General features: G+C 65.0%; 21 protein-coding genes. 2 read left to right on the forward strand and 19 right to left on the reverse strand.

Annotated elements, in window-relative coordinates; genetic code table 11:
• Positions 1-69: 69 nt before the first annotated feature.
• Positions 70-2112 carry a TonB-dependent receptor domain-containing protein gene (locus N799_RS06015; protein WP_203225030.1) on the reverse strand — a complete coding sequence of 681 codons (2043 nt, stop codon included), beginning with the start codon at positions 2110-2112 and terminating at the stop codon, positions 70-72.
• Between the two features lie 10 nt (positions 2113-2122).
• On the opposite strand from N799_RS06015, the gene N799_RS14645 reads away from it, so the two are divergent.
• Positions 2123-2470, forward strand: a complete 348-nt coding sequence (locus tag N799_RS14645) for an arginase family protein (RefSeq protein ID WP_238978793.1) — start codon at positions 2123-2125, stop codon at positions 2468-2470.
• Between the two features lie 84 nt (positions 2471-2554).
• Here the strand turns inward: N799_RS14645 and N799_RS15935 are convergent, their stop codons facing one another.
• The 15 genes from N799_RS15935 to N799_RS06080 all read right to left on the reverse strand — a co-directional run bounded on the left by N799_RS15935 (position 2555) and on the right by N799_RS06080 (position 16930).
• Complete coding sequence (locus N799_RS15935; RefSeq protein ID WP_081974728.1) at positions 2555-3052, reverse strand: DUF305 domain-containing protein; 498 nt, start codon at positions 3050-3052, stop codon at positions 2555-2557.
• Positions 3053-3076: 24 nt separating this feature from the next.
• Positions 3077-5554 (reverse strand): heavy metal translocating P-type ATPase, encoded by a 2478-nt coding sequence (locus tag N799_RS06025; protein WP_081974730.1) that lies wholly within the window; start codon positions 5552-5554, stop codon positions 3077-3079.
• Positions 5551-5949: a heavy metal-responsive transcriptional regulator gene (locus tag N799_RS06030; protein ID WP_036209390.1), complete on the reverse strand. Its 399-nt coding sequence runs from the start codon at positions 5947-5949 to the stop codon at positions 5551-5553. The genes N799_RS06025 and N799_RS06030 overlap by 4 nt, the downstream gene beginning before the upstream one ends.
• A 223-nt stretch (positions 5950-6172) precedes the next feature.
• A complete protein-coding gene (locus N799_RS06035) occupies positions 6173-6529 on the reverse strand; it encodes a four-helix bundle copper-binding protein (RefSeq protein ID WP_036209392.1) in 357 nt (118 codons plus the stop codon).
• 72 nt (positions 6530-6601) lie between these two features.
• The gene (locus tag N799_RS06040) at positions 6602-7096 is read right to left on the reverse strand and encodes a DUF411 domain-containing protein (RefSeq protein ID WP_425476971.1); all 495 of its coding nucleotides are present in this window, start codon (positions 7094-7096) and stop codon (positions 6602-6604) included.
• A gap of 46 nt (positions 7097-7142) precedes the next feature.
• On the reverse strand, positions 7143-7664 hold the full coding sequence (locus tag N799_RS06045; protein ID WP_036209397.1) for a YybH family protein: 522 nt from the start codon (positions 7662-7664) through the stop codon (positions 7143-7145).
• Positions 7665-7681: 17 nt separating this feature from the next.
• Positions 7682-8542 (reverse strand): c-type cytochrome, encoded by an 861-nt coding sequence (locus tag N799_RS06050; RefSeq protein ID WP_425476960.1) that lies wholly within the window; start codon positions 8540-8542, stop codon positions 7682-7684.
• 23 nt (positions 8543-8565) lie between these two features.
• Positions 8566-9681 (reverse strand): copper resistance protein B, encoded by a 1116-nt coding sequence (locus N799_RS06055; protein WP_036209545.1) that lies wholly within the window; start codon positions 9679-9681, stop codon positions 8566-8568.
• A 5-nt stretch (positions 9682-9686) separates the two neighbouring features.
• Complete coding sequence (locus tag N799_RS06060; protein ID WP_036209403.1) at positions 9687-11528, reverse strand: copper resistance system multicopper oxidase; 1842 nt, start codon at positions 11526-11528, stop codon at positions 9687-9689.
• A 108-nt stretch (positions 11529-11636) separates the two neighbouring features.
• Entirely contained in the window at positions 11637-12071 is a 435-nt protein-coding gene (locus N799_RS15230; protein ID WP_152597836.1) for a CopL family metal-binding regulatory protein, read from the reverse strand.
• A 153-nt stretch (positions 12072-12224) separates the two neighbouring features.
• Positions 12225-13121, reverse strand: a complete 897-nt coding sequence (locus N799_RS06065) for a cation diffusion facilitator family transporter (protein WP_036209406.1) — start codon at positions 13119-13121, stop codon at positions 12225-12227.
• Entirely contained in the window at positions 13121-13741 is a 621-nt protein-coding gene (locus tag N799_RS06070; protein WP_036209408.1) for a cation efflux transmembrane domain-containing protein, read from the reverse strand. Before N799_RS06070 ends, N799_RS06065 begins: the two co-directional genes overlap by 1 nt.
• A gap of 58 nt (positions 13742-13799) precedes the next feature.
• Entirely contained in the window at positions 13800-15743 is a 1944-nt protein-coding gene (locus N799_RS06075) for a cytochrome c/FTR1 family iron permease (protein ID WP_238978798.1), read from the reverse strand.
• Positions 15740-16279 (reverse strand): signal peptidase II, encoded by a 540-nt coding sequence (gene lspA / locus N799_RS14650; RefSeq protein ID WP_152597843.1) that lies wholly within the window; start codon positions 16277-16279, stop codon positions 15740-15742. Before lspA ends, N799_RS06075 begins: the two co-directional genes overlap by 4 nt.
• Positions 16280-16303: 24 nt before the next feature.
• The gene (locus N799_RS06080; protein ID WP_052101301.1) at positions 16304-16930 is read right to left on the reverse strand and encodes a cation diffusion facilitator family transporter; all 627 of its coding nucleotides are present in this window, start codon (positions 16928-16930) and stop codon (positions 16304-16306) included.
• 88 nt (positions 16931-17018) lie between these two features.
• Here N799_RS06080 and N799_RS06085 point away from each other — a divergent pair, with 88 nt between their 5' ends.
• Positions 17019-17423: a MerR family transcriptional regulator gene (locus N799_RS06085; RefSeq protein WP_036209411.1), complete on the forward strand. Its 405-nt coding sequence runs from the start codon at positions 17019-17021 to the stop codon at positions 17421-17423.
• 116 nt (positions 17424-17539) lie between these two features.
• Here N799_RS06085 and N799_RS06090 read toward each other — a convergent pair whose 3' ends face one another.
• Genes N799_RS06090 through N799_RS06100 form a run of 3 tightly spaced genes read right to left on the reverse strand, consistent with a single transcriptional unit; the run spans position 17540 to position 23302 of the window.
• Complete coding sequence (locus tag N799_RS06090; protein WP_036209414.1) at positions 17540-20722, reverse strand: efflux RND transporter permease subunit; 3183 nt, start codon at positions 20720-20722, stop codon at positions 17540-17542.
• 25 nt (positions 20723-20747) lie between these two features.
• Positions 20748-22025, reverse strand: a complete 1278-nt coding sequence (locus tag N799_RS06095; protein WP_425476961.1) for an efflux RND transporter periplasmic adaptor subunit — start codon at positions 22023-22025, stop codon at positions 20748-20750.
• Complete coding sequence (locus tag N799_RS06100; protein ID WP_036209417.1) at positions 22022-23302, reverse strand: TolC family protein; 1281 nt, start codon at positions 23300-23302, stop codon at positions 22022-22024. The genes N799_RS06095 and N799_RS06100 overlap by 4 nt, the downstream gene beginning before the upstream one ends.
• Positions 23303-23345: the final 43 nt, after the last annotated feature.

Below are 23345 nucleotides of genomic sequence, written 5' to 3' on the forward strand. Positions count from 1 at the left end.
TCCATTACAGGGCGGACCGGAACGACCCGATCCCGCCGGCGTCTCGGCGCCGACGGGATCGCGGACTGGCTACCAGCGGTAGGCCAGCTTGGCGTTCCAGCGACGGCCCAGCAGATCGTAGGTCATGGTGTCGGTATTCGCGTCCGTCCAGCTCTGGATGAACGGCGGCTCCTTGTCGAACAGGTTGTCGACGCCAACGGCGATATCGAACGACGGGCTGAACGCGTATTTCACCTGTGCATTGTGGTAGGCCACGCTTGGCGAGTGATCGCCAATGTCGCCGGGCGATGCGTTGATGTCTTCCGCCGACCCGATGTACTGGAGGGTGTACGTGCCCGACCACGGTCCTTCGACCAGGGTCAACCCACCGAATGAACGCCATTGCGTGTAGCTGCCGCTGCCGCCCGTGATCATTCCCGCGTAGCTGATCTCATCCGCGCCCAGGAACGGACGCACGTCGTAGTTCTTCAGGTACGACACATCCCAGTTCACGCTGGCGTCGATGCCGGCCATGGTGAACCGATAAAGCATGCCCAGGTCGACACCGGAGACGCGTTCGCTCGCCGCGTTGACCGGCTGCGACGAGAGGAAGTTGATCTCGCCGGTCTGCGGATTACGGGTGAAGTTGGAGCCGTCGCAGAACGGATGAGTCAAACCCGGTGTCTCATAGCAGATCGCCAGTTTGGTCGAGCCTTCGATACGCTGGATCGCGTTGTCGATCTTGATGTTGAAATAGTCGAGCGTCAGGGTCAGGTCCGACAGGAATGTCGGGGTCCACACCGTGCCAATCGTGAGGGTCTCGGCATTTTCCGGCTGCAGGTTCGCATTGCCGCCGACCGTGGTGAGGATCGAGTTGCCCAGCTGGGTATAGCCGGCGGGAACGCCGGAAGCCTGACAGTTCTGGTAGACCACGGACGATGGCGGCAGGCTGCTCCATCCGCTGCACGGATCGGTCGTGGTCAGGTTGCCTTCGGCGACACCACCGAAAAGCTCCGGCACGTTCGGGATGCGGAACGCGGTTGCGTAGTTGGCGCGGACCTTCAGCGATGGCACGACCTGCCAGTCGAGGCCCACCTTGTAGTTGGTGTCGGCGCCGAACAGGTCGTAGTCCGAATAGCGCACCGCCGCATTGAGGGTGAGCATCTCTGCGAACGGCACGTCCTTCAGCAACGGCACCGCAACTTCCGCGAACGCTTCCTTGGCGGTGTATTCGCCCGCGATCGGATCCTGCTGGTTGGTGTTGGCGATACCGAGCACGGTGAGCTGGTCCGGATCGCGCCAGCCCCGCTCGGTGCGAACCTCGATGCCGGTCGCCACGCCCAACCAGCCGGCAGGCAGTTCGAACGGCTGGCCGCTCAGGTTGGCGGTGAAACTCTTTTGTTCGTTACCGCCGTTGTCACGGGTGGTGAACAGGATGTAGTCCAGCACCTCCGGGGTGATATCTCCATAGCCCAGGTAGTCGGCGCACGGGATGGCCGCTCCGGGCGCATTGCTGCAGACCGACGTATCGAGGGTCTGGTCGACGCGGTCGAGGTTGGCGACATTGGTCGACCCGTCGATGCCGGTGTTCCGGCCCCAGTTCAGGGCTGTGCTCCAGTCCCACCAACCCCCGCCCGCTTCGAACTGGCCTTCCAGTCCCAATACCGTGCGGAACGTGTTGGTCTCCTGGTAGAAATCGCGTACACCAGCTTCCAGCAGGCGGCGGCGCTGCAGCAGCAAGTCCTGCCCGGTCGGATTGGTCGGATGCGTTGCGGCGATGTTGATCGGACGGTATTGGCCAATGCCGCCGGGAGTGGCGACCTGGTCGGACTGGCGATTGGTGAACATCAGTTCGCTGAACAACGTCGTATTTTCAGTCAGCGACAAATTGCCGAAGCTGCTGAAGCTCAGACGCTTGATCGGATTGACCGCGTTGAGGTACGGATTGGAGTTGAAGTTGTGCAATGCCGGCGAATAGATCTCGTAGGCATCGCCGTCGCCGCTCGGGTCCTGGTTGAAGTTGACGCGACTGCCGTCGGCGAGCACCGCGCGGCCACCGATGGTGGTCGAACTGCCTACGCAAACCAGCTCGCCGTCGACTTCGCCCAGGCCGCATGCCGCGCGGTCGGCCATGTTGGCAAGCGTGGACGCGAAGATCGCGCAGCTGTTGCAATGGCTCGAGCCCGCCCAGGTCATCTATTTGACGATTTGCTTGGATGTCCTGCCGCCGTCCACCGCGCCGGGCGTCAGCGCTCCGAGTGCTCGGGGCGTGGCTATCGAAGTCGCCGAAGCGCTGCTGACTGGAGTCGTCGGCACTGGCCGGGTCAAGCTATGCGACGTCGCAGAACTTTCTCCCGCGTTTGACCGTGACGGCACTACAGCCCGCGTAGCCGCACGTCTGTTGCACCAAGTCACGTCTTGTCATCCGATGGCCATCGAAGGCTGCGTCTCGGTCCCTGTGGATCGCCACGCATTCAGTAAGCATCTCTAGGTCGTGCGGCACGGCGACAACAGAGATCCCTCAGTTCCCAAATGTTTGATCCTGACCACGCCGGGCCGGACCCTCTCCACGCGGTTAGTACCGCTCCAGCATGGCCTCCATCTGCGCAATCTCCCGACGCTGCGCCGCGACGATTTCGCGGCACAGTGCCTCGATCTCCGGATCGGTAATCGAGGCCTCCTGGCACATCAGAATCGCGCCGGAGTGATGGGGAATCATCGACTTGAGGAACTGCTCGTCCCCGACCGCCCACTGCGTGCGCATGCCGTAGTAGCTCACGCCGAAGACCACGAGCGCGCCCGCGACGACTAGAAGATTGCGGTTCCGCGAGGGAAACATGCTTCGCATGGCCACCATCATCACCAGCGCCATGGGCGTCACCATCATCAAGGTCATCCAGACGTTGTTGATGTTTAGGTAGAAATGATCGAGTGAGCGGATCATGGTGTACATCACCAGGTACATGATCACGAAGTCGATCGCCAACTCGATAGCCAAGCGGAGATAGTGATTCGGATCTCCTCGTTTCATGCTGGCGTGTGATCCGGACGTGTGCTCCCGCTGCGTTTGCATGACGTGCCTCCGTTGAAGTCGAACCTAGTCCTGGGCTGCTCCCGGTGCGCGTTCGGGCGATCGGGAGGTCGATGGCGCAACTGACAATGACGTCTTGGCCAGGCGCAAGGCATTGGCGACCACGGACACCGAGCTCAGGCTCATGGCCAACGCCGCGATCATCGGGCTCAACAGCAACCCGAACACTGGATATAGCACGCCGGCTGCGATCGGCACGCCAAGCGCGTTGTAGGAAAACGCGAAGCCGAGGTTCTGCTTCATATTGCCGACCGTCGCCGCGGACAGCTCGCGGGCGCGCAAGATTCCGCGCAGGTCGCCCCTGACGAGAGTGACTTGGGCGCTGGACATGGCGACATCGGTGCCGGTGCCCATGGCGATGCCGACGTCGGCTGCGGCCAACGCGGGAGCATCGTTGATGCCATCGCCGGCCATCGCCACGCGGCGACCTTCCGCCTTGAGCTTCTGGACCAGCTCGGCCTTGCCCTGCGGGCGCACTTCACCATGCACCTCGTCGAGGCCGAGTTCGGCGGCCACGGCGCGAGCGGTGGTTTCACCATCGCCGGTGGCCATCACGATGCGCAGCCCGGCGGCCTGCAGGGCGTCGATGGTTGCAGCGGCACTCTCCTTGATGGGGTCCGCAACCGCGACGATGCCGGCCAAGCGGCCGTCGATGGCGAGGAACATCGCGGTCGCGCCCTGCTTGCGCAACGTCTCGGCGATATCGTGTTGCGCCTGCAGTTCGATATCCAGTTCGCGCATAAGCGCGCTGTTGCCCAAGGCCAGTTCGTGTCCGTTGACGCGACCACGCACACCGAGGCCGGTGACGGAGTCGAACTCCTCGGCCTTGTCCAGCTGCAGGCCACGCTCGCGCGCACCGGCGACGATCGCGGCGGCCAATGGGTGCTCGCTTCCCTGGTCTAGGCTGGCGGCCAGTTGCAGCACCTGCGCTTCGACAAAGCCGTTAAGTGCGATCGCCTCGCGGAAGGCCGGGCGCCCCTCGGTCAGGGTGCCGGTCTTGTCGACGATGAGTGTGTCGATCGTGCGCAGTCGCTCAATTGCCTCGGCGTCGCGGAACAGAACGCCATGCTGTGCGGCGCGGCCGGTGGCCACCATGATCGACATCGGCGTCGCCAATCCAAGCGCACACGGACAGGCGATGATCAGCACTGATACCGCGTTGAGCACCGCGAACGTCCACGCCGGTTCGGGGCCAAACAGCCCCCAGACGAAGAACGTCGCTGTCGCGGCCGCCAGCACGGCGAGAACGAACCAATACGCGACCTTGTCGGCCATGCGCTGCATCGGCGCGCGCGAGCGCTGTGCCTGCGCCACCAATTGCACGATCTGCGACAGCACGGTGTCGGAGCCGACCTTGCCGGCGCGGATCACCAGTGCACCGGTAGTGTTGAGGGTCGCGCCGATTACGCTGTCGCCGGTGGCCTTCTCGACCGGGATCGGCTCGCCGGTCAGCATCGACTCGTCGATGCTGGAACGGCCCTCGACCACGTCGCCATCGACTGGCACCTTCTCACCCGGGCGCACGCGAAGACGGTTGCCTACGTGCACATGCTCAAGCGGGATGTCCTCTTCGCTGCCGTCGTCGTTGATGCGCCGCGCTGTCTTCGGGGCCAGCCCGAGCAGCGCCTTTATCGCCGCTCCGGTCTTGCTGCGGGCGCGCAGCTCCAGCAACTGGCCGAGCAGCGTCAGCGAGACGATGACAGCTGCCGCCTCGAAATAGACCCCTACCCGTCCGTGCTCGCGGAACGACGCTGGAAATAGGTCCGGCGCGATGGTTGCCACCACGCTGTAGCCGAACGCGGCAGCCACGCCAATGCCGATCAGCGTGAACATGTTGGGGCTGCGGTTGCGAATCGATGCCACGCAACGCTCGAAGAACGGCCAGCCGGCCCAGAGCACCACGGGCACGGCCAACGCGAGCTCGATCCAGGTGCGAGCCGTTACCGACAACGCCGGCCAGTAGTGGCCGAACATCGCCAGTACCAGAACGATCAGGGTCAGCGGCAACGTCCACCAGAACCGGCGCGAGAAGTCGCGCAGCTCCGGATTCTCCTCGTCGTCCAGGCTCGGCATTTCCGGCTCCAGCGCCATGCCGCAGATCGGGCAGGTGCCGGGGCCGATCTGGCGCACTTCCGGATGCATCGGGCAGGTGTAGGTGGCGCCGGCCAGCGCCGGGTCGGGTTCGGAATCGGATGGCGAAAGATATTTGTCGGGGCTGGCGAGGAAGCGCTCAAGGCAGCGAGCCGAACAGAAGTAGTAGTCGTCGCCATCGTGCCGTGCGTGGTGTTGGCTGGTCGCAGGATCGACCTGCATGCCGCAGACCGGATCGGTGACCGTGCCGTCGCTTCCGGGCGACCGCGGCGGCGTCGAGCCGCCGGATGCGCAGCACGAATGCGCGCCCTGCCCGTCCGCGGCCCCACCGGTGCTGCAGTGCGACTGGCCCGCCTTGTGGTCGTGCTTGTGTTGATGGTCGCGAGCGTTCATGCCGACTCCTCCGACAGGGCCGCCAGGATCGGGCAACGTGCCAACGCGCCGTGGCCGGGACAGGACCTCACCAGCGTCTGCAGACCATCGCGGATGCGGGTCAGCTCGGCCAGCTTGTGCTCCACATCGACGAGCTTCTCGTTGGCCGCGGCCTTCAGCCCTGCCATGTCGTCGGCCGGGCGGCTGGACAAGGCCAGCAGGTCGCGGATCTCGGTCAAGGTAAAGCCCAGCCCCTTCGCACGACGGACAAAGCGCAGCCGCGCAACGTCGTCCTCGCCGTAACGACCGTAGCCGGACGCCTGTCGTCGCGGCTCAGGCAGGATTCCATGGCGTTCGTAATAGCGCACGGTGTCGATGGCGACCCCGGCGTGCTGGGCGAGTTGTCCGATTTGCATGAGCCGCGCTCCTGACTGGATACCGGCAGTCTGCGGTCTTGACCATGGTCCAGAGTCAAGCCTTTCTCGTTCATTGAGCGTGGTCGCAGGACGCCTGCCGAAGTCACTGCGCGGCTTGAGTGGGCGGATGTCGATGCGAAAAACCTTCCCTTCAAGGATGCCGTATAGCCGCTTCGTGTATTGCAAAGCGCCCTTGAAGGGAACCAGCGGTTCACGCAAACCGTTATTGGCTTGCCATCGCCGCACAGCTCTCCGCACAACGGCGGCAGGCATCGGCACAGCGCTTCATCTCGCTGTCGTCGTTCATGCGGTCACAGGCATCGGCGCACTGACGGCAGATCTCCGCACACGCGCCGCAGGTAATCGTGTGAACGGCAGCGCCGCGCAGCATGGCGTCTGCGCTGGTGGCGCAGATGTCTGCACACGTCGCCAGCAGGCCGATGTGCTCGGGCGCGGCATGCTGGCCGCCTTGGCCGAGGCAGTAGTTGATGGTCTCCAGGCAGATCGCATGGCACTGGGTGCAGTTATCGATGCAATCGTTCATGGCCTGGGGTCGATGGGCTGCAGTGTGGTGGGTCATGTCCTACTCCTTGTTGCGATAGCGGGCGAGAATCGGCGCGCCCGCATCACCGCCCCCTTTTAACTGCCTGCTTCAATGCTGGGCAAATGCCTCCGTGGTGCCATCGCGGGTGACGAGTTCGACCGTATAAGACTGGGTCTGGCCATCGGGCATCTCCATGCCGGGCGAACCCAGCGGCATGCCCGGAAGGACCAGCCCCCTCGCGTCCGGTCGCTGCGCCAGCAGGCGCACGATGTCCCCAGCCGGCACGTGACCTTCGATCACGTAGCCCGCCACTTCCGCGGTGTGGCAGGAGCCCTTACCGTACGGTACGCCTAGCCGTTGCTTGATCGGATGAAGGTTCTGGACGTTGCGCACATCGACCGGGAACCCGGCCTCGCGCACGTGTTCTACCCATAGCTCACAGCAGCCGCAGGTCGGGCTTTTGTGGACGACCATCAACGGCAGCGCGTCGCCGGCAGGAACATCGGCAGCGGCTGGAGCCGCCTCCGAGATAGTGGATGTCGAGCCGTTCGGTGGCGAGGGCTGTTGATCGCAAGCCGCCAGTGCTGCACTGGCGGCAAGCATGATCGCGATGCCAGCGGAATGCCGAAGTTTCAAGACCACCTCCGAGTCAGCGCTTCGGTCGCGAGGACCAGTGGATGTGCGCGATGCGCCAGCCGTCCGGCGTCTGCTTGAGCACCATGGTCTCGGTGCTGAGTAGCACCAGCGGCTTGCCGTCCTTTTCGGCGTGCAGTTCGCTCTCACTGCCGATCCAGACGAGGTCGCCGGCAGCGCGTGCGCGCCGACGCAGCAGTTGCCGGTGCGCGCCCTTGAGGAACTTCGCGTCGCTGATGGCGTGATGGCCCAGGTATTCCTCGCGGCTGCGTTCGGCACCGCCCGACTCCAGGATCAACACGTCCGGCGCCAACAGCTCCCCCACCGTTTCCAGATCGCCGCTGGACAGGGCGTCGCTGAAGCGCTCGGCCACCGCCGTAGCTGCTTCTGCTTCGGCCGGGACGTCCAGTTGCGGCTGGTTCGGTGGTGCGGGCGCGTGATGCGCGTGCGAAGCCGCGTCCGGCTGCGTCTGGGCGGATGCGACGCTGAGCCCGCCAGCGGCGAGGATGAGGACAAGAAAGGTTGCGACAGATTTCATGGGTCGTGGCTCCGTGGTCAATGTTCGTGGCCGTCATCCGCCGGCGGGTTCTGCGGTGCGGGGTGCGACTCCACGGTGCCGTCGGCATGGTGGTGCTCGACCATCTCCGGCTGCGCATCGGGTTGCGTCCCGGTCTCGTGGTGATCGGCAGGCGTGTCCGAATGCGGCGCGTCGCCGCCAGCGCCTTGGTGGTCGTCCATGCCGGTCTGGGGTTCGGCCGCCGCATCGTCGTGCGGCGGCGTACCCGGTGGGTGCTCATGCCCTCCGGCACCGTCGGCCGCGTCCGCGCCTGCTGCGGGGTTGCCATGATGGTCCGGCGCGGCGTTTTCCCCGTCGGCATGAGGCTGCGTTTCACCGCCGCCGTGCGAATGGCCACCGCTGCTGTCGACCATGGCCCGGTACTCGGCTGCGTCGAGTGTCGGCAGCACCTGCAGGAACCCAGCCATGTTCCAGATGTACTCGTCGGCCATGCTCTCGCCCCAGGCCGGCATGCCCGATGCCTTGATGCCGTGCTTGATGACCCAGAACGCTTCGGCGGCGTCGACCCTATGCTCGGTCAGGTTCGGCGGCGCTGGATACAGGCCCCGGCTCATCTCGGTTTCCGACATGCCCGGTGCCAGGTGGCAGCCGGCACACATGGCGGCGTAATTACCCGCGCCTTGAACAATCCGAACCTGATCATCCAGATTCGGCACCTGCAACTCATTGGCCCGAACCGCGATCGAGCGTTCGCGCAGGGTTTCCAGCGCCGCGTAGACCGGCCCGGTATGCGGATCATCGGCACCAATGTTGTACAGGCCCGACCAGATGAATCCCGCCACCGCCAACACGGCGATGACGGACAGTCCGACCAGGATGAACAGCGTTTTGCGTTTCACGACTGCCATGGTGGTGGTCTCCCCTAGAACCAGATTCGGACGCCGGCGACGACGCGGGTGTCCTCGATGTCGTCCAGTTGTTCACGCCGGTAGTCGGCAGTACCGCCGTAGGCGCGCTCCCACACCACGCCGATGTACGGCGCGAACTGGCGATGGAACTCGTAACGCAGGCGGAAGCCGGCCTCCAGTGTGCTGAGGCCATCACCAATACCCCGCACCGGATCGTCCTGGCCCCAGGCTTCGGCTTCGACCAGCCACTGTCCGATCAAGCGATTGGTGAACAGCGTCTCGTACTCGGCCTCAAGCGCGAGACCGGTCTGGCCTGACTCGCCGAGATAGGCGGTCGCATCGACCTCGAACATGTACGGCGCCAAACCCATCACGCCGAAGGCGGCGAACGTCTGCGACGGCCCTTCTCCAAAATCGTGACGAACGCCGGCGACCAAGTCCCACCACCGTGCGATTGCGCGGCCGTACAGGACCTCGACATCGGCAGACTCTGTAGTGCCATCCACGCGCTCGCCTTCGCTGCGCAACCAGACGCGATCAAGATCGGTGCCGATCCAGGCCAGCGCCTCCCAACCCACGCCGGTGCCTTCCTCGTCGCCGTCCCAGGTCTCCAGCCGGTCGAGCAGCCAGTACGAATGGATCGCCGTGTCGTGCACCGCGTGCCCATCAACATCCGGAAACGCCGCGGCGCGATCGCCCGGTGTCACCGGCGGAATCGGATCGAGCGGCGGTGCGGTCGCGGGCAGGTCCTGGTCCATGGCAGTGCCATGTCCCATGGCCGCATGGTCCATCGGCTCGGCTTGCGGGGTGGCCGGTGCCATGTCGTGGCCCGCATGGGGATCAACCGGCGCGTCCGCTGCTTCAGGTGCTGGCTGAGCCTGTTCGGCAGGCGCATGCATGGAGTGGTCTACAGGCTGCTCCCGTTCCTGCTCAACGGGTTCGGCAGGCGGCATTTGGTGGCCAGCGTGGAGATCTTGCGGTTCGGGCGCTTCCTGTGCCGGCGCGGTGAGCTCCACCGGCTGGTGCATGGAATGGTCCATCTCTTGGGCCCAGGCCGGTGCCAGGCCGAGCGCCAGCAGCGTGGCGGCGGCAATGGCGGCAATACGTGGACGAGGGACGGATAGGTTCATGGCGATCACTCCTTCACCTCCACTTCCCGGAACATGCCGGCTTCCATGTGGTAGAGCAGATGACAGTGGTATGCCCAGCGGCCGAGCGCGTCGGCGCGCACGCGGTAGCTGCGCTTGCTGCCGGGCGGCATGTCGATGGTGTGCTTGCGCACCTGGAAGTTGCCGTCGGCGTCCTCCAGGTCGCTCCACATGCCGTGCAGGTGGATCGGGTGGGTCATCATGGTGTCGTTGACCAGCACGATGCGCATGCGCTCGCCGTAGTTGAGTCGCAACGGTTCCGCGTCGGAGAACTTCATGCCGTCGAACGACCAGGCGAAGCGTTCCATGTGGCCGGTCAGGTGCAGTTCGATTTCGCGGCCGGGCTCGCGGCCGTCCGGGTCTGGAAAGGTGCTACGCAGGTCGGCGTAGGTCAGCACCCTGCGCCCGTTGTCACGCAGGCCGATGCCGGGGTCGTCGAGCTTGGGCACCGGGTTCATGGTCTGCATGTCGACCAGTGGGTTGCCAGTCTCGCTGGCGGGATGCGCCTGCATGCCCGCGGCGCCGTGATCCATGGTCGCCATCGGTCCGGGCTTCATCGACGTGGTGCCGTGCTGGCTGTGATCCATGCCGCCATGATCCATGCCGGCCATCGCGCCGACCGACATCGCCGACATGTCGTGCCCGGCCCCGCCCATCATCCCGTGGCCCATGTCGTCCATAGTCAGGATCGGCTTGGGGTCGACCGACGGCACCGGCGCGCGCAAACCTTCGCGCACGGCCAGCGTGCCGCTGACATACCCCGTGCGACCCAGGTCCTGCGCAAAGATGGTGAACGCATCCTGCCCGGTCGGCTCGACGATCACGTCGAACGTTTCGGCGGTGGCGATCCGGAACTCGTCGACGGTCACCGGGTGCACATACTGGCCGTCGGCGGCGACCACCGTCATCTTCAGCCCCGGGATGCGCACGTCGAAGTGGGTCATCGAGGAGCCGTTGATGAAGCGCAGGCGCACCTTCTCACCGGAGCGGAACAAACCGGTCCAGTTGCCAAGTGAGGTCGTGCCGTTCATGAGGTAGGTGTACGTGTTGCCGTTGACGTCCGACAGGTCGGTCGGCGTCATCCGCATCTCGCCCCACATCTTGCGGTTCTGAAGCGTCGCCGACAGCCCGTGCTGCTGCACGTCGTCGAAGAAGTCGCCAACGGTCTGCTTGGCGAAATTGTCGAAATCGGACATCTTCTTGAGACGATCGAACAGATACGTCGGGTCGAGATCGGTCCAGTCGGTCAGCATGACCACGTAGTCGCGGTCGTAGCGGAACGGCTCGGGCTCCAGCGGCTCGATCACCAGCGGGCCGTACAGGCCGGCCTGCTCCTGGAACGCGGTGTGGCTGTGATACCAGTAGGTGCCGCCCTGCACCACGTTGAAACGGTAGTGGTAGGTCTCGCCGCGGTTGATGCCGTCGAAGCTCAGTCCCGGCACGCCGTCCATGTTGGCCGGCAACAGGATGCCGTGCCAATGGATCGAAGTTGAATGGCCGTGGATCGAACCGGGTGGCAGCGCGTTGGTGACCCGCAGGTTGACCGTGGTGCCTTCGCGCCAACGCAGCAACGGCGCCGGAATGGAGCCGTTGACGGTGATCGCGGTGCGGGTCACGCCGGTGAAATTCGCAGGCGTCTCGCCAATGGTCAGGTCGAACTCGGTGCCTGACAGGACGTTGGGCACACCTTCGGTGCGCACAGCCCAACTTTGCCGGGGCCACAGCCCCAGCCCGGCAATGGCGCCACCAGCGGCCAGCCCCTGCACGAAACGGCGCCGCGACGGCTGCGGCAACCCGCTGGCCCCGCGGCCAAAAGGATCGGATGACATGAACAGGACTCCGGAAAACGTCAGGAAACTCGCCCGATACGCAGGCGACGGAACGGCCTGTCCGGGTTCCGGTCAGGCCGAAGAGCGCCTTTGTGGCGCTGGGGACGTTTAGCCGATGGGTGGTCGGATCAAGTGAGGCAGCGCGGGCGAGGCGTGCACCGAGAACATCGGGCGCACGCTGTCGCTGCGCTCGATCGACCCGAGACCTATTACCGCGTCCACGGTGGCTGCCTGGGCCGGGTGCATGCACGCGCAACTGCAGATGCCCGATTCGCAGCAATCCGGCGATGGTGTGCCTGCGTCGGCGGGGCCGTGCGGGTGTCCGCCGGAATCGGGATGGGCGGTCGCGACTTTCGTCTGATCAGCACCGTGACACGGCGCCTCGTCCTCTCCGTCGGCGTTCGCGGAGAACGCCGCCACTGGCGAAGTTGCTGCGAGGATGTCGGCATGGCTCATGTGTACCGCCGCCATGGCTGTCGCGGTCCCGTTCAGTACAAGAACGAGACCGAGGAACAGCCGCAGTAGCAGTGACCGGATCGACATAGGGCTACTTTACCAGCACGCGTAAACCACGCGTGATGGTCTGGATTTCACTCCAGAGTTGCTGGGAATTTCTCATCGGAGTCCCATCCCTAGGGCGTTTGCCACAATGTGGCGAGCCCGTGTTCCTTGTGGGTTGTCATAACAAGCCCGCAGCTAGACATGGAAGGTCTCTGTGGTGCAGGCGAACCGTTCTACCTGCAGGGTGGCATGCGCGATACCGAACTGCTCATCGAGCGCAGCGGCCAACGTCCCTCGCACCTGGTCGACATCGTCTGTCGCACTGGCAAGGACGATATGAGCGGTAAGAATCGGCTCTTTGGATGCCAAGGCCCATGCATGCACGTCATGGATGGCCTCGACGCTTGGATGGCTGAGCATCATTGCCCGCACCGCTTCGAGATCCAGCCCGTCAGGGACACCCTGCATCAGCACCTGCCCGGCCGCGCGCAGGAGCGTCCAGGTGCGCGGCAACACCCATAGTCCGATCAGCACCGCGATGATGGGATCGGCGATGTAGAAGCCGGTGAACTGGATGATCAGCGCGCCGATGATCACTCCGACCGAACCGAGCATGTCGGCCCAGACTTCCAGGTAGGCGCCCTTGACGTTGAGGCTCTCGCCGCTCCCGGCTTTTAGCAAGCGCATGGCAATCAGGTTGATCACCAATCCCAGTGCCGCAATCACCAGCATCCCGGTCGAGGCTACTGACGGGGGCTCGCTGAAGCGGCCGACCGCCTCCCAGAGGATGTAGCCGGCAACAAGGAACAGCATGCCTCCATTGACGAGCGCGCCGATCGCTTCCATGCGCGCATAACCGTAGGTGCGTTTGGCATCAGGTGGTCGCCGGCTCAGGCGCACGGCGACCAACGAGATCGTCAAAGCGATCACGTCGGTCGCCATGTGCGCCGCATCCGACAGCAGTGCCAGGCTGTTGGTCAGAAGGCCGCCGATGACCTCGGCGACCAGGAAGGTGGCGGTAAGGCCGAGTGCCCACCACAAGGGCTTCTCGTGCTTGACCTCGCCACCGCCATGATCGTGTCCGGCGCTCATCACGCATCTTCCCGCTTGTAGCTACGCCACGCCGAGCGCAGCACCCGCCACGCCGAGCGCAGGAACATCACCAGCAACGCCGCGGCGATGAGCAGATCAGGCCAGCCAGCGTCGAACAGCCAGACGCCCACGGCTGCCAGCAGAACCGCGAAGCCTTCGAACACATCGTTGCGCGAACACTCCCATGCCGAGGCCATGTTCACATCTCCATGGCGATACGGAGTCAACAACCATAGGCAGATGCCATTGAACGCTAGGTTGAGCAGCGCGGCGATGCCGATGGCTTCGAAGATCGGCACCTCCGGATGCGCGAGACGCCAGCCGACTTGGACCGCCACCGCCATTGCGGCCCCAAGGATGAGCAATCCCTTGAGCAGCGCGACTTTGGCCTTGGCCCGTGTGCTGGCGCCGATCACAGCGATGCTCAACAGGTAGGTGAGTGCATCGCCCAGGTTGTCGAGGCTGCCCGATAGCAGCGACGACGATCCGCTGTAGATGGCCGCCGAAAGCATCATCACGAACGTGGCGATGTTGATCTCCAGCACGATCATCAGCACCCGCCGCTGCCGCGCCTCCATGGCGCGGATATCGACAGTGCCGCTGCAGCATGAATCGCCCATGGGTCAGCCCTCCAGGACTTTCTGACTAGACTCGGTGTCGCGGTGCCAAGGTGAAGGGTTAGCGCTCTGCCGCGGCGGCAGTTCGGCGGTTGTAGATCAACCCGGCTATCAGGAGGAGCAGCGCGGCCGCTTGCGCAAGAACCACCTGCAGCGACGGATGCACACCAAGCCAGTCGATCCTCGGGAAAGAGATCGGCGCCACACTCAGCCATCCGGCCTCCTGCAATGCGGCTACGCCCTTGCCGGTCAGTACGACCGCGAGGATCGCCATCAGCAATGAACTCCAGAAGAAGAACCGCCCGATCGGCAGCTTCCGCGAGAACTGCAACATGGTCACCGCGACGACCACAAGAATCACTACACCCACGGCAAAGCCGGCCAGAATCATGCTGTTGTCGCCACCGCCGTGCCACATCGCCGAGTAGAACAGGATTGTCTCGAAGACTTCCCGGTACACCGCGACGAAGCTCAGGACCAGCAGGAACCAGGCCGACTTGCCGGACAATACGCGCGACAGCTTCTGCTGTAGATATTGCTGCCAGAGACCGGCATAGCTCTTTTGATGCAGCCAAAGCCCCACGCTCACCAAAACAACTGCGGCGAACAGTGCCGAGAATCCCTCGACGACCTCACGTTGTGCACCGCTGATGCTGACCACGTACGTGGCCAGAGCCCAGGTTCCGGCGCCAGCCAGCAAGGCACCCACCCAGCCGGCGTGGACGTAGGGCAGCACGTCTGGTCGTTCCGCCTTGCGCAGGAACGCCACGATTGCGATCACGATCAGCAACGCCTCCAGGCCTTCGCGTACGAGGATCGTCAAGGCGCCCACGAAACCGGCCCAGCCGGCATTGTCGGCTGTGCTCGACAGTACCGTTTCCGCCTTGTCGAGCAGCGAGGCGGCCGTGACTGCACGTTGCTTCACTTCTTCAAGTCCGGCTTGTTGGTCGATGCTGGCACGCAGACTCAGCATGCTCTGCTCGATGTCACGCATGAGGTCCGGCGCCCGGGTCGCCAGTTGCGGTTCGACGGGCTCAAAACCATCCAGATACGCCGACAGCGCAGCCGACTTGGCGGCCGTTTGGTCGCCTCGGCCGTACGCCGCCACGGCATTCGCGAGGCGAGTGTGCGCGAGCGACAACTGCGAGCCCGTGGCCGGCACGGAAGCCGCAGGGTGGCGCCGCAGAAAGGCGGTGATCGCACGCGCCTGTTGCTCACCCACTTCATTCGCCAGCGTTGCGGGCGTGATCTGCACCAGTTCTTGCAGCGTGGCAAGCGGGTTTTCGGCGCCTTTCGGTGGTTCGGACGTCTCCTCGGCCGCGTACGCGAACTGCCCTACATGGAAGGCGAGCGCCCAGCGATCCTGATCGGACAGATGCGCGTAGCTGGTCATCGCCGTGCCTTCCAGGCCCTGCGTGATGACCTGATAAAGCCCGAACAGACTGCGTTCTCGCGCACGCGCCTCATCGGTGAAATCGATCGGCGGCGGTTCCATTCCAGCGGCGGCCGGACCATCGCCCGCGCCGGCCACTCCGTGGCACGCCGTGCACATCTGCTGATACAGCGCGGCCCCGCGATCCACGTCCGGCGGCTGCGAGGGCGCGAGCGGGACGGGATACGCCGCAACGAGAGCCGTTGCCAAGGAGCGCGCCTGACGGGCGACCTCGTCAGGCGGAGCATGGGCTTCGACCAGTCCGGTCAACTGCGCAGCGTCCTCGCGTAGCTCGGGTTTTTGGGCATTCGCAGGTAGCGCCGCGATCTTCTCGCTGGCCGTGGCGGAAAATTCCTGCATCTCCGCGTATTCGGCAGGGCTGATCACCTTGCCACCCTGCACGGCGCTTGCGTAATCGACGGCGATGTAATCGAGCAGGCGCCAGACCACGGCCGCCTCCTGTCCGGGCGACTGCGCATAAGCGACTGGTACGGAAGCAAGCACCAAAAGGGTGGCGAGGAGCCACTGCAAATGCGCGCCGCTTCGGAGTGCATGAAACTGCTTCTTCATCATCGGATGTGAGTCTCAGAACTACGGCTCTGTGCAGCGCGATGGTGTTGATCACGCGGCGAGGCGAGCAACCCGACGAGGAACATGCCGCTCGCGCCGGCGACGATAGCCATATCGCTCAGATTGAACACCGGCCAATAATGGTCGCGCCAGTACCACTGGATGAAGTCGACCACATGGCCTCGCAGCAAGCGATCGATGACGTTGCTTAGTGCGCCTCCGATCACCAAGGCGTAAGGAAGTGCAGTTTTCCAGTCGTCTGTTGGCGTCTTGCTCAACCAATAGCCGAGCAACCCCGTGATGCACAATGCCAAACTGACGAGTAGAGGTTGTTGCCAGCCGCCTGCATCACTGAGAAGGCTGAAAGCTGCACCGGTGTTGTAGCTGCGATACCAGTTCCACCAGCCCTCGACGACAGGGACAGCTGTGAACTCGGGGAGCGAAGTCAATACCCAGGATTTGCTCAGCTGGTCCGCCACGATCACGAGGAGTGATGCGAGCAGCCAAGCAAGTGCTTTTGGATTGGGATTGCGGAGCAGTGTCTTCTTCATCAGGTGTGAGCCTTATGGCCCGGCCGTATCAGACCCGTGTGCTTTGCGCTTGGCCTGACGAGCTTCCGACAGGATTTCAAATGCCTCGCGGATCACGTACAGGCCGATCAACGTGCCAATGATCAGGTCCGGATAGCGCGTGTTCGTGACTGCGACCAGGACGCCGGAGAGGACGACGCCGACGTTGGCCACCACATCGGCACGGGTGAAGATCCAGCTTGCGCGCAAATGCACACCGCCAGAACGTAGCGGACTCAACATGCGCAATACGGTCATGTTGACCACCAAGGACAGCAGCGCCACGCCGATCATCCAACCGCTCGCCGGCTCACTGCCGAAGATCGCCCGACGTCCAACCTCCACCAGCACGCCCAGTCCCAGCAGCAACAGCACGCCGCCACTGCCATAGGCGGCGTTGGCCTTGAACCTCGCGCTGCGTCCGATCGCAATGAGGCCAATGGCGTAGGCGCTGGCGTCCGACAGCATGTCCAACGCGTCGGCTAGCAATCCAGTCGACTGGGCCATCCATCCGGCGATTCCGCCGATCAACGCCATCGCGGCATTGAGGGCCAATGCAATCCAGAGAACACGCCGCTGTTTCGGGTTCTCGGCTTCGGGATGGCAGCCACAGTCACTCATGTTCATTCTCGGTTGATTGACCGCAGCGATTTGCGGCCAAGGGGGCAACATCGCATGCTAAAGCCTGTAGCCACTACAGGGTCAAGCCATGAAGATCGGGGAGGCCGCCGCCGCGAGTGGTTGTCATCTGGAAACTGTGCGTTATTACGAGCGGATCGGGCTGCTGCCCGCGCCCCCGCGCACGTCCGGTGGCTACCGCGACTACCGGCCGGCGGATGTCGACCGGTTGCGGTTCGTCAGTCGCGGTCGCGACTTGGGCTTCTCGCTCCCGGAAATCCGCAGTCTGCTGCGTCTGGCCGAGAATGAAGCGCTGTCCTGCCAAGAGGTCGACCAGCTGGCGCGGGGTCATCTGAAAGACATTCGGACCCGGCTCGATGACCTGCAGCGGATGGCATCGGAACTGGAGCGCGTGATCCACAGCTGCGACGGAGGAGAATGCGGTCAATGCACCATCTTGGAGACGTTGCGCCATGCCCCTGCCAGCCATCCCTGATCTGGGTAACCGGTGTTCGAACACAACCCCTCCAGCACGATCATCGACCCGTGTGATTGCCGCGCCCGTTCCAGGGCGCGGCAATGATCCACCGCTGCACATGAGACGATAGGGGTTCAACCGCTCAGCACCTTCTGGCCGTTCTCACTGTCACGGTGCAGCCAACGGTAAAGCGCGGGCAGCACCAGCAGCGTGAGCAGGGTCGAGGACACGATGCCGCCGATCACCACCGTTGCGAGCGGCCGCTGTACCTCCGAGCCCGTGCCGACGTTGAACGCCATCGGCAGGAAGCCCAGCGAAGCCACCAGCGCGGTCATCAACACCGGACGCAGGCGTCCGAGGGCACCGTCGACGATGGCATCCTCCAGCCGGTCGCCCTGTTCGCGCAGCTTGCGGATGAAGGCGATCATGACCAGGCCGTTGAGTACCGCCACGCCGGACAGTGCGATGAAGCCGACGCCGGCGGTGATCGATAACGGAATCCCGCGCAGGGCCAGTGCGAACACGCCGCCGGTCAGCGCCAGCGGCACCCCGCTGAACACGATCGCCGCGTCCTTGGCTGAGCCGAACGCCATGAACAGCAGGCCGAAGATGAGCACCAGGGTCACCGGCACCACAACCGCCAGTCGGCGGCTGGCCGAGATCAACTGCTCGAACGTGCCGCCGTAGTCGACCCAGTAGCCTTCCGGAATGTCGACCTGCTGCTCGACGCGTTGCTGCAGCTCGGCCACGAAGCTGCCCAGATCGCGGTCGCGCACGTTGGCGGTGACCACCACGCGGCGCTTGCCGTTCTCGCGGTTGATCTGGTTCGGACCCAGTATCTTCTCGATCGTCGCCACCTCGCGCAACGGAATGGTCTGCGGAGTGTCGTCCGACCATGCGGGATCGCGGCTGGATTCGTCGGCGTTGATATTGCCGCCCAGGGGAATGGGCAGGTCTTCCAGCGCCGTCGGATCTGCCCGCATCTGTTCGGGCAATCGCACCACGATATCGAAGCGACGATCGCCGTCGTACAGCTCGCTGGCGACCTGTCCGCCCACGGCGGTGGCGACGGTCTGCTGCACCACGCTCGGGTTCAACCCGTAGCGCGCCAGTGCTTCCCGATCCGGCACCACCGTCAGCAGTGGCAGGCCGGTGGCCTGCTCGGTTTTGACGTCGGCGGCGCCGCTGACCTGCTTGGTCACTGCCTCGATCTGCTCGGCCACCTCCACCAGCGTATCCAGGTCATCGCCGAACACCTTGATCGCCACATCCGCGCGCACGCCGGAAATCAGTTCGTTGAAGCGCATCTCGATCGGTTGGGTGAACTCGTAGTTGTTGCCGGGGATCGTCGACACCGCTTCCTCGATCTCCGCGATCAGCACCTCTTTGGGCTTGCGCGGATCCGGCCAGGCATCCCGTGGTTTCATCATCAGGAACGTATCGGCCACGTTCGGCGGCATCGGGTCGGTGGCGACTTCGGCGGTGCCGATTTTGCTGAACACCCGCTCGACCTCGGGGATCTGCATCACGCGCTCCTCCACCGCGATCTGCATCTTCACCGCCTGTTCGATGCCGGTGCCGGGGATGCGCATCGCGTGCATGGCGATATCGCCTTCGTCCAGGCTGGGGATGAACTCGCTGCCCAGCCGCGTCGCCAGCAGGCCGCTGACCACGACCAGCGCCAGCGCACCGCCGAGTACCCACCGGCGGTGCCGCAGCGACCACGCCAGCGCGGGCGCATAGCGGCGCTTGGTCCACAGCATCACCCGGTTTTCCTTTTCCTCGACCTTGCCGCCGAGAAACAGAGCAACCGACGCCGGGACGAAGGTCAACGACAGCACCATCGCGCCGGTCAGCGCCAGCACCACGGTGATCGCCATCGGGTGGAACATCTTTCCCTCGATGCCCGTCAACGCAAAGATCGGTAGGTACACCGCGGCGATGATGAACAAGCCGAACAGGCTGGGCCGGATCACCTCGACCGTGGCGGTGGCGGTCAGATCCTTGCGCTCGTCATCGGTCATGACCCGGCCGAGCCGGTGCTGCATCTCGCCAAAGCGGCGCAGGCAATTCTCGATAATGATGACGGCGCCATCGACGATCAGGCCGAAATCGAGCGCGCCCAGGCTCATCAGGTTGCCCGACACACCGCCCTTGACCATGCCGATGATGGTGAACAGCATCGCCAACGGGATCACCGCGGCGGTGATCAGCGCCGCGCGGAAATTGCCGAGCAGCAGGAACAGCACCACGATCACCAGCAGCGCGCCCTCGACCAGGTTCTTGGAGATCGTCTCCATGGTGCGGTCGACCAGCTCGGTGCGGTCGTACACCGCGGTCGCCTCGACTCCGGCCGGCAGGCTGGCGTTGGCGTCTTCCAGCTTGGCGGCCGCGGCTTGGGCGACCTCGCGGCTGTTGGCCCCGACCAGCATCGCCACCGTACCGAGCACGACCTCCTCGCCGTTCTGGGTGGCTGCACCGGTGCGCAATTCCGGGCCTTCGCCGACTTGGGCCACGTCGCTGACCCGGATCGACAGGCCTTCGCGGCGGTCCAGCACGATGTTGCGGATTTCATCCAGCCCACCGACTTGGCCGGGCACGCGCACCAGGTACTGCTGGCCGTTGCGCTCGATATAGCCCGCGCCCATGTTCTGGTTGTTGGCGGCCACCGCATCGACGATGTCCTGCAAGGTGAAGCCGAGCGCGACCAGCTTGGACGGGTCCGGAGTGATGTGGATCTGCCGTTCGTAGCCGCCCATGGTGTTGACCTCGGTCACCCCGGGCGTGTTGCGCATCTGCGGCCGGATCACCCAGTCCTGCAACGTGCGCAGGTCGGTCGCAGTCCACGGCGTGCCATCGGGTTTGCGTGCCTCTGGCGCCGCGTCGACCGTGTACATGAAGATCTCGCCCAAGCCGGTGGAGATGGGCCCCATCTGGGGCTCCAACCCCTCCGGGATCTGCGATCGGATCTGCTGCAGGCGCTGGGCCACCTGCTGACGGGCGAAGTACAGGTCGGTGCCGTCCTCGAATACCACGGTGACCTGCGACAGCCCGTAGCGCGACAGCGAACGGGTGTAGTTCAGCTGCGGCAGACCGGCCAGCGCGGTCTCGATCGGATAGGTGACGCGCTGCTCGGACTCCAGCGGCGAGTAGCCCGGTGCCTCGGTGTTGATCTGCACCTGGACGTTGGTGATGTCGGGCGTGGCGTCGATCGGCAGCTTGGTGAAGCTCCAGATGCCCACGCCGATCAATGCCAAGGTCGCCACCATCATCAGCCAGCGATGGTGGATGCCGAAACGGACGATCTTTTCCAGCATGCCCGGGGCTTCATCGTGGTTTGTGTCAGTGCGCATGCGAGGCTCCCGACTTCTCGATGTCGGCCTTGATCAGGTAACTCTCCTCGACCACGACCTGATCGCCCTTGGTCAGCCCTGACAGGATTTCCACCCGTTGGCCGTCGCGTTGGCCCACCTCGACGGGCTGGGCCTGGTAGGCCTCGCCGACGCGCACGAACACCACTTCTTCACCGCCCATGGTCTGCAGCGCTGACAGCGGCACCATCAGCTCGACGGGCTGCTGCTCGACCGTGATCCGCGCCTTGACTGCCGAGCCAGGCCGCCAGAGGCCATCGGCGTTGTCGATCGTGGCGCGGGCGACGGTGCTTTGGCTGGCGGTCGCCATGCCCGGCAGCACGCGTTCGAGGGTGGTTTGGACGGTCTTGCCGTCGCTCATGCGGGTGACCGTGACCGGCACGCCCGCCTGGATGTGCTGGGCGTCGGCACCGAAGATGTGCAGGTCGACCCACAGCTGCGACAGGTCGGCGATCTCGAACAGGGGCATGCCTTCGCCGGCCAAGCCGCCGACGGAGGCGTTGCGTGCGGTGACGACGCCGGAAATCGGCGCGGCGACGCTGTAGATGCTCAGGCTGAGGTTGCTCTCGATCGTCGCCAGCGTTTGCCCGGCACGCACCTGGTCGCCGACGTTGGCGCGCAGTGAGCGGATCGGACCGGGGAAGCGGGCCGTGACCTCGGCGACGCGGCCCTCGATCGGCGTCAGCAGGCCTTGAACCTCATGCTCGTCGGCGATCACACCGGGGCCGGCCGGTTGTACCTCGATGCCCGACTTTTCTGCGGTTGCCGCGGCGATTACTGTGCGGCCCTCGTAGCTTGGATATTCCCAGCGCAGCATCTTGTCGCCGATGCTGGCCAGCACCTCGACCTCGAACGAATGGGGTTCGGGGACCGTATCGGCCGCGGCCAGGCTGCCGTCTTCCTGCGGGGTGAGTGTGTAGCTCGCGGTCTGGCCGCCCAGGCGGGTGACCCGTACTTCGACCTTGCCAGTGGTCGCCGGCAGTGGCTCGCTGTCTTCGTACAGCCAAGCCTGGAACCGCGGCGGCGCGCCGTCCTCGGCCATCGCAAGTTCGACCGTGTAGCCATCTTGTTTGAGCAGGCGGCCGCCGTGCTCACCGATTTCGGCTTTCGCTTCGGCGTGTTCGCCGGATGCTTCCGCCGCATGCTCGCCGGCGGCCTCGTTGGCGTGGTCATCGCCGCCGGACTCTCCACCACAGGCGGCCAATGACAATGCCAGCGCCAGCGCGCTGATCAGGTGGATGGGCTTCACGGTGAAACTCCTTGTTCGGGTTTGGACTCGGCGCCGGCGACGAACGCCTGGCCGGTGAGTCGCTGGATTTCGATCAGGGCGCGCTGGGCATCCAGCGCGGCCTCCAGTTGTTGTTTGCGCGCGGCGGTGCGCTCGGCCTGCAAGGTCGCCCATTCCAGGTAGCTCGCCGCGCCGGCGCGATAAGCCTGCCGCGTGGCGGCTTCGGCTTTGTCCAGCCGAGGCAACACGTCGTCCTGCAGGCGCTCGACCTCGACCTCGGCGACGCGGTAGCGGCCGTGGGCCTCGGCCAGCGTCGAGTACAGCGACAGGCCCTTGGCCTCGCGCTCGATTTCCAGCCCGGCAAGCTCAGCTCGCGCGGAGCGGATGCCCGGCTGGGCCCGGCTCGCGCTGCCCAGCGGGATCGAGACGCTGCCGATCAGCCCGAAGTCGTCGCTGCCTTGCAGCCGGCGCACGCCGAGCTGCCAGTCCAAGTCGGGCGTGGCTTGGCTGCGGGCGAGTTGCAAACGGGCCTCGCGGATCCGCGCCTCGCCGACGAACTGCGCCAGTTCCGGCGTTCGCGCCAGCCAGTCGGCCAGCACCGCGAAGTCGGCGACGATGGGCAACGCCAAGGGGTCGCCGCCGGCCACCTCAAACGTGGGGGCACGTTCGCCCCATAGTGCCGCGAGGTGCTGGCGTGCGGCCGTCTCTCGCTGCTGTGCTCGCGCCCGGTCGAGTTCAGCCCGGGCCAACGCCGCTTGCGCCGTCAGCACCACCGATTCGGGCGAGGCACCGGCCTGCAGTCGCTTGCGGGCTTCAGCGACGGTGCGTTGGCGCTGCTCAATATCGAGTTGCGCGATCGCGCTTTGCCGCTGCGCTGCGACGATCGCCAGGTACCGACGCGCCACCTCGGCCAGCAGGTCCAGCCGCTGCGCCTCACGTTCGACGGCCAGCGCGTCGATCCGGCTTTGCGCCAAGGTACGACGCGCATCCAGCTTGCCGCCACGCTCCAGCACCGACGCCAGGCTCAAGGTCAGCTCGGCACGTTGCAGGCCGTTGGCCTCACCGGTGCCGAAGGCGTTCTCGATGCTGGCGCCGGCGACCAGCGCCGGGCGCAGCGAGGCGCGGTCCAGTTCGGCCTCCAGCACATCACGGCGGGTCCCGAACAGGCGCAGGTTGGGATGGGAGTTGGCGACGCGCTGAAAGGCGTCGTCCAGAGTCAAAGGGTCGGCGGCGTGCGTGGGAAAGGCCACGGCACACACGACGACGAGCACGGCCAAGGCCGCGAGTCGCAAACGCATGGGGATTGCTCCGGTTATTCGAGATGACAGGTGCCGGCGTCAT

This window comes from Lysobacter arseniciresistens ZS79 (genome assembly GCF_000768335.1).
GTDB classification, from domain to species: domain Bacteria; phylum Pseudomonadota; class Gammaproteobacteria; order Xanthomonadales; family Xanthomonadaceae; genus Novilysobacter; species Novilysobacter arseniciresistens.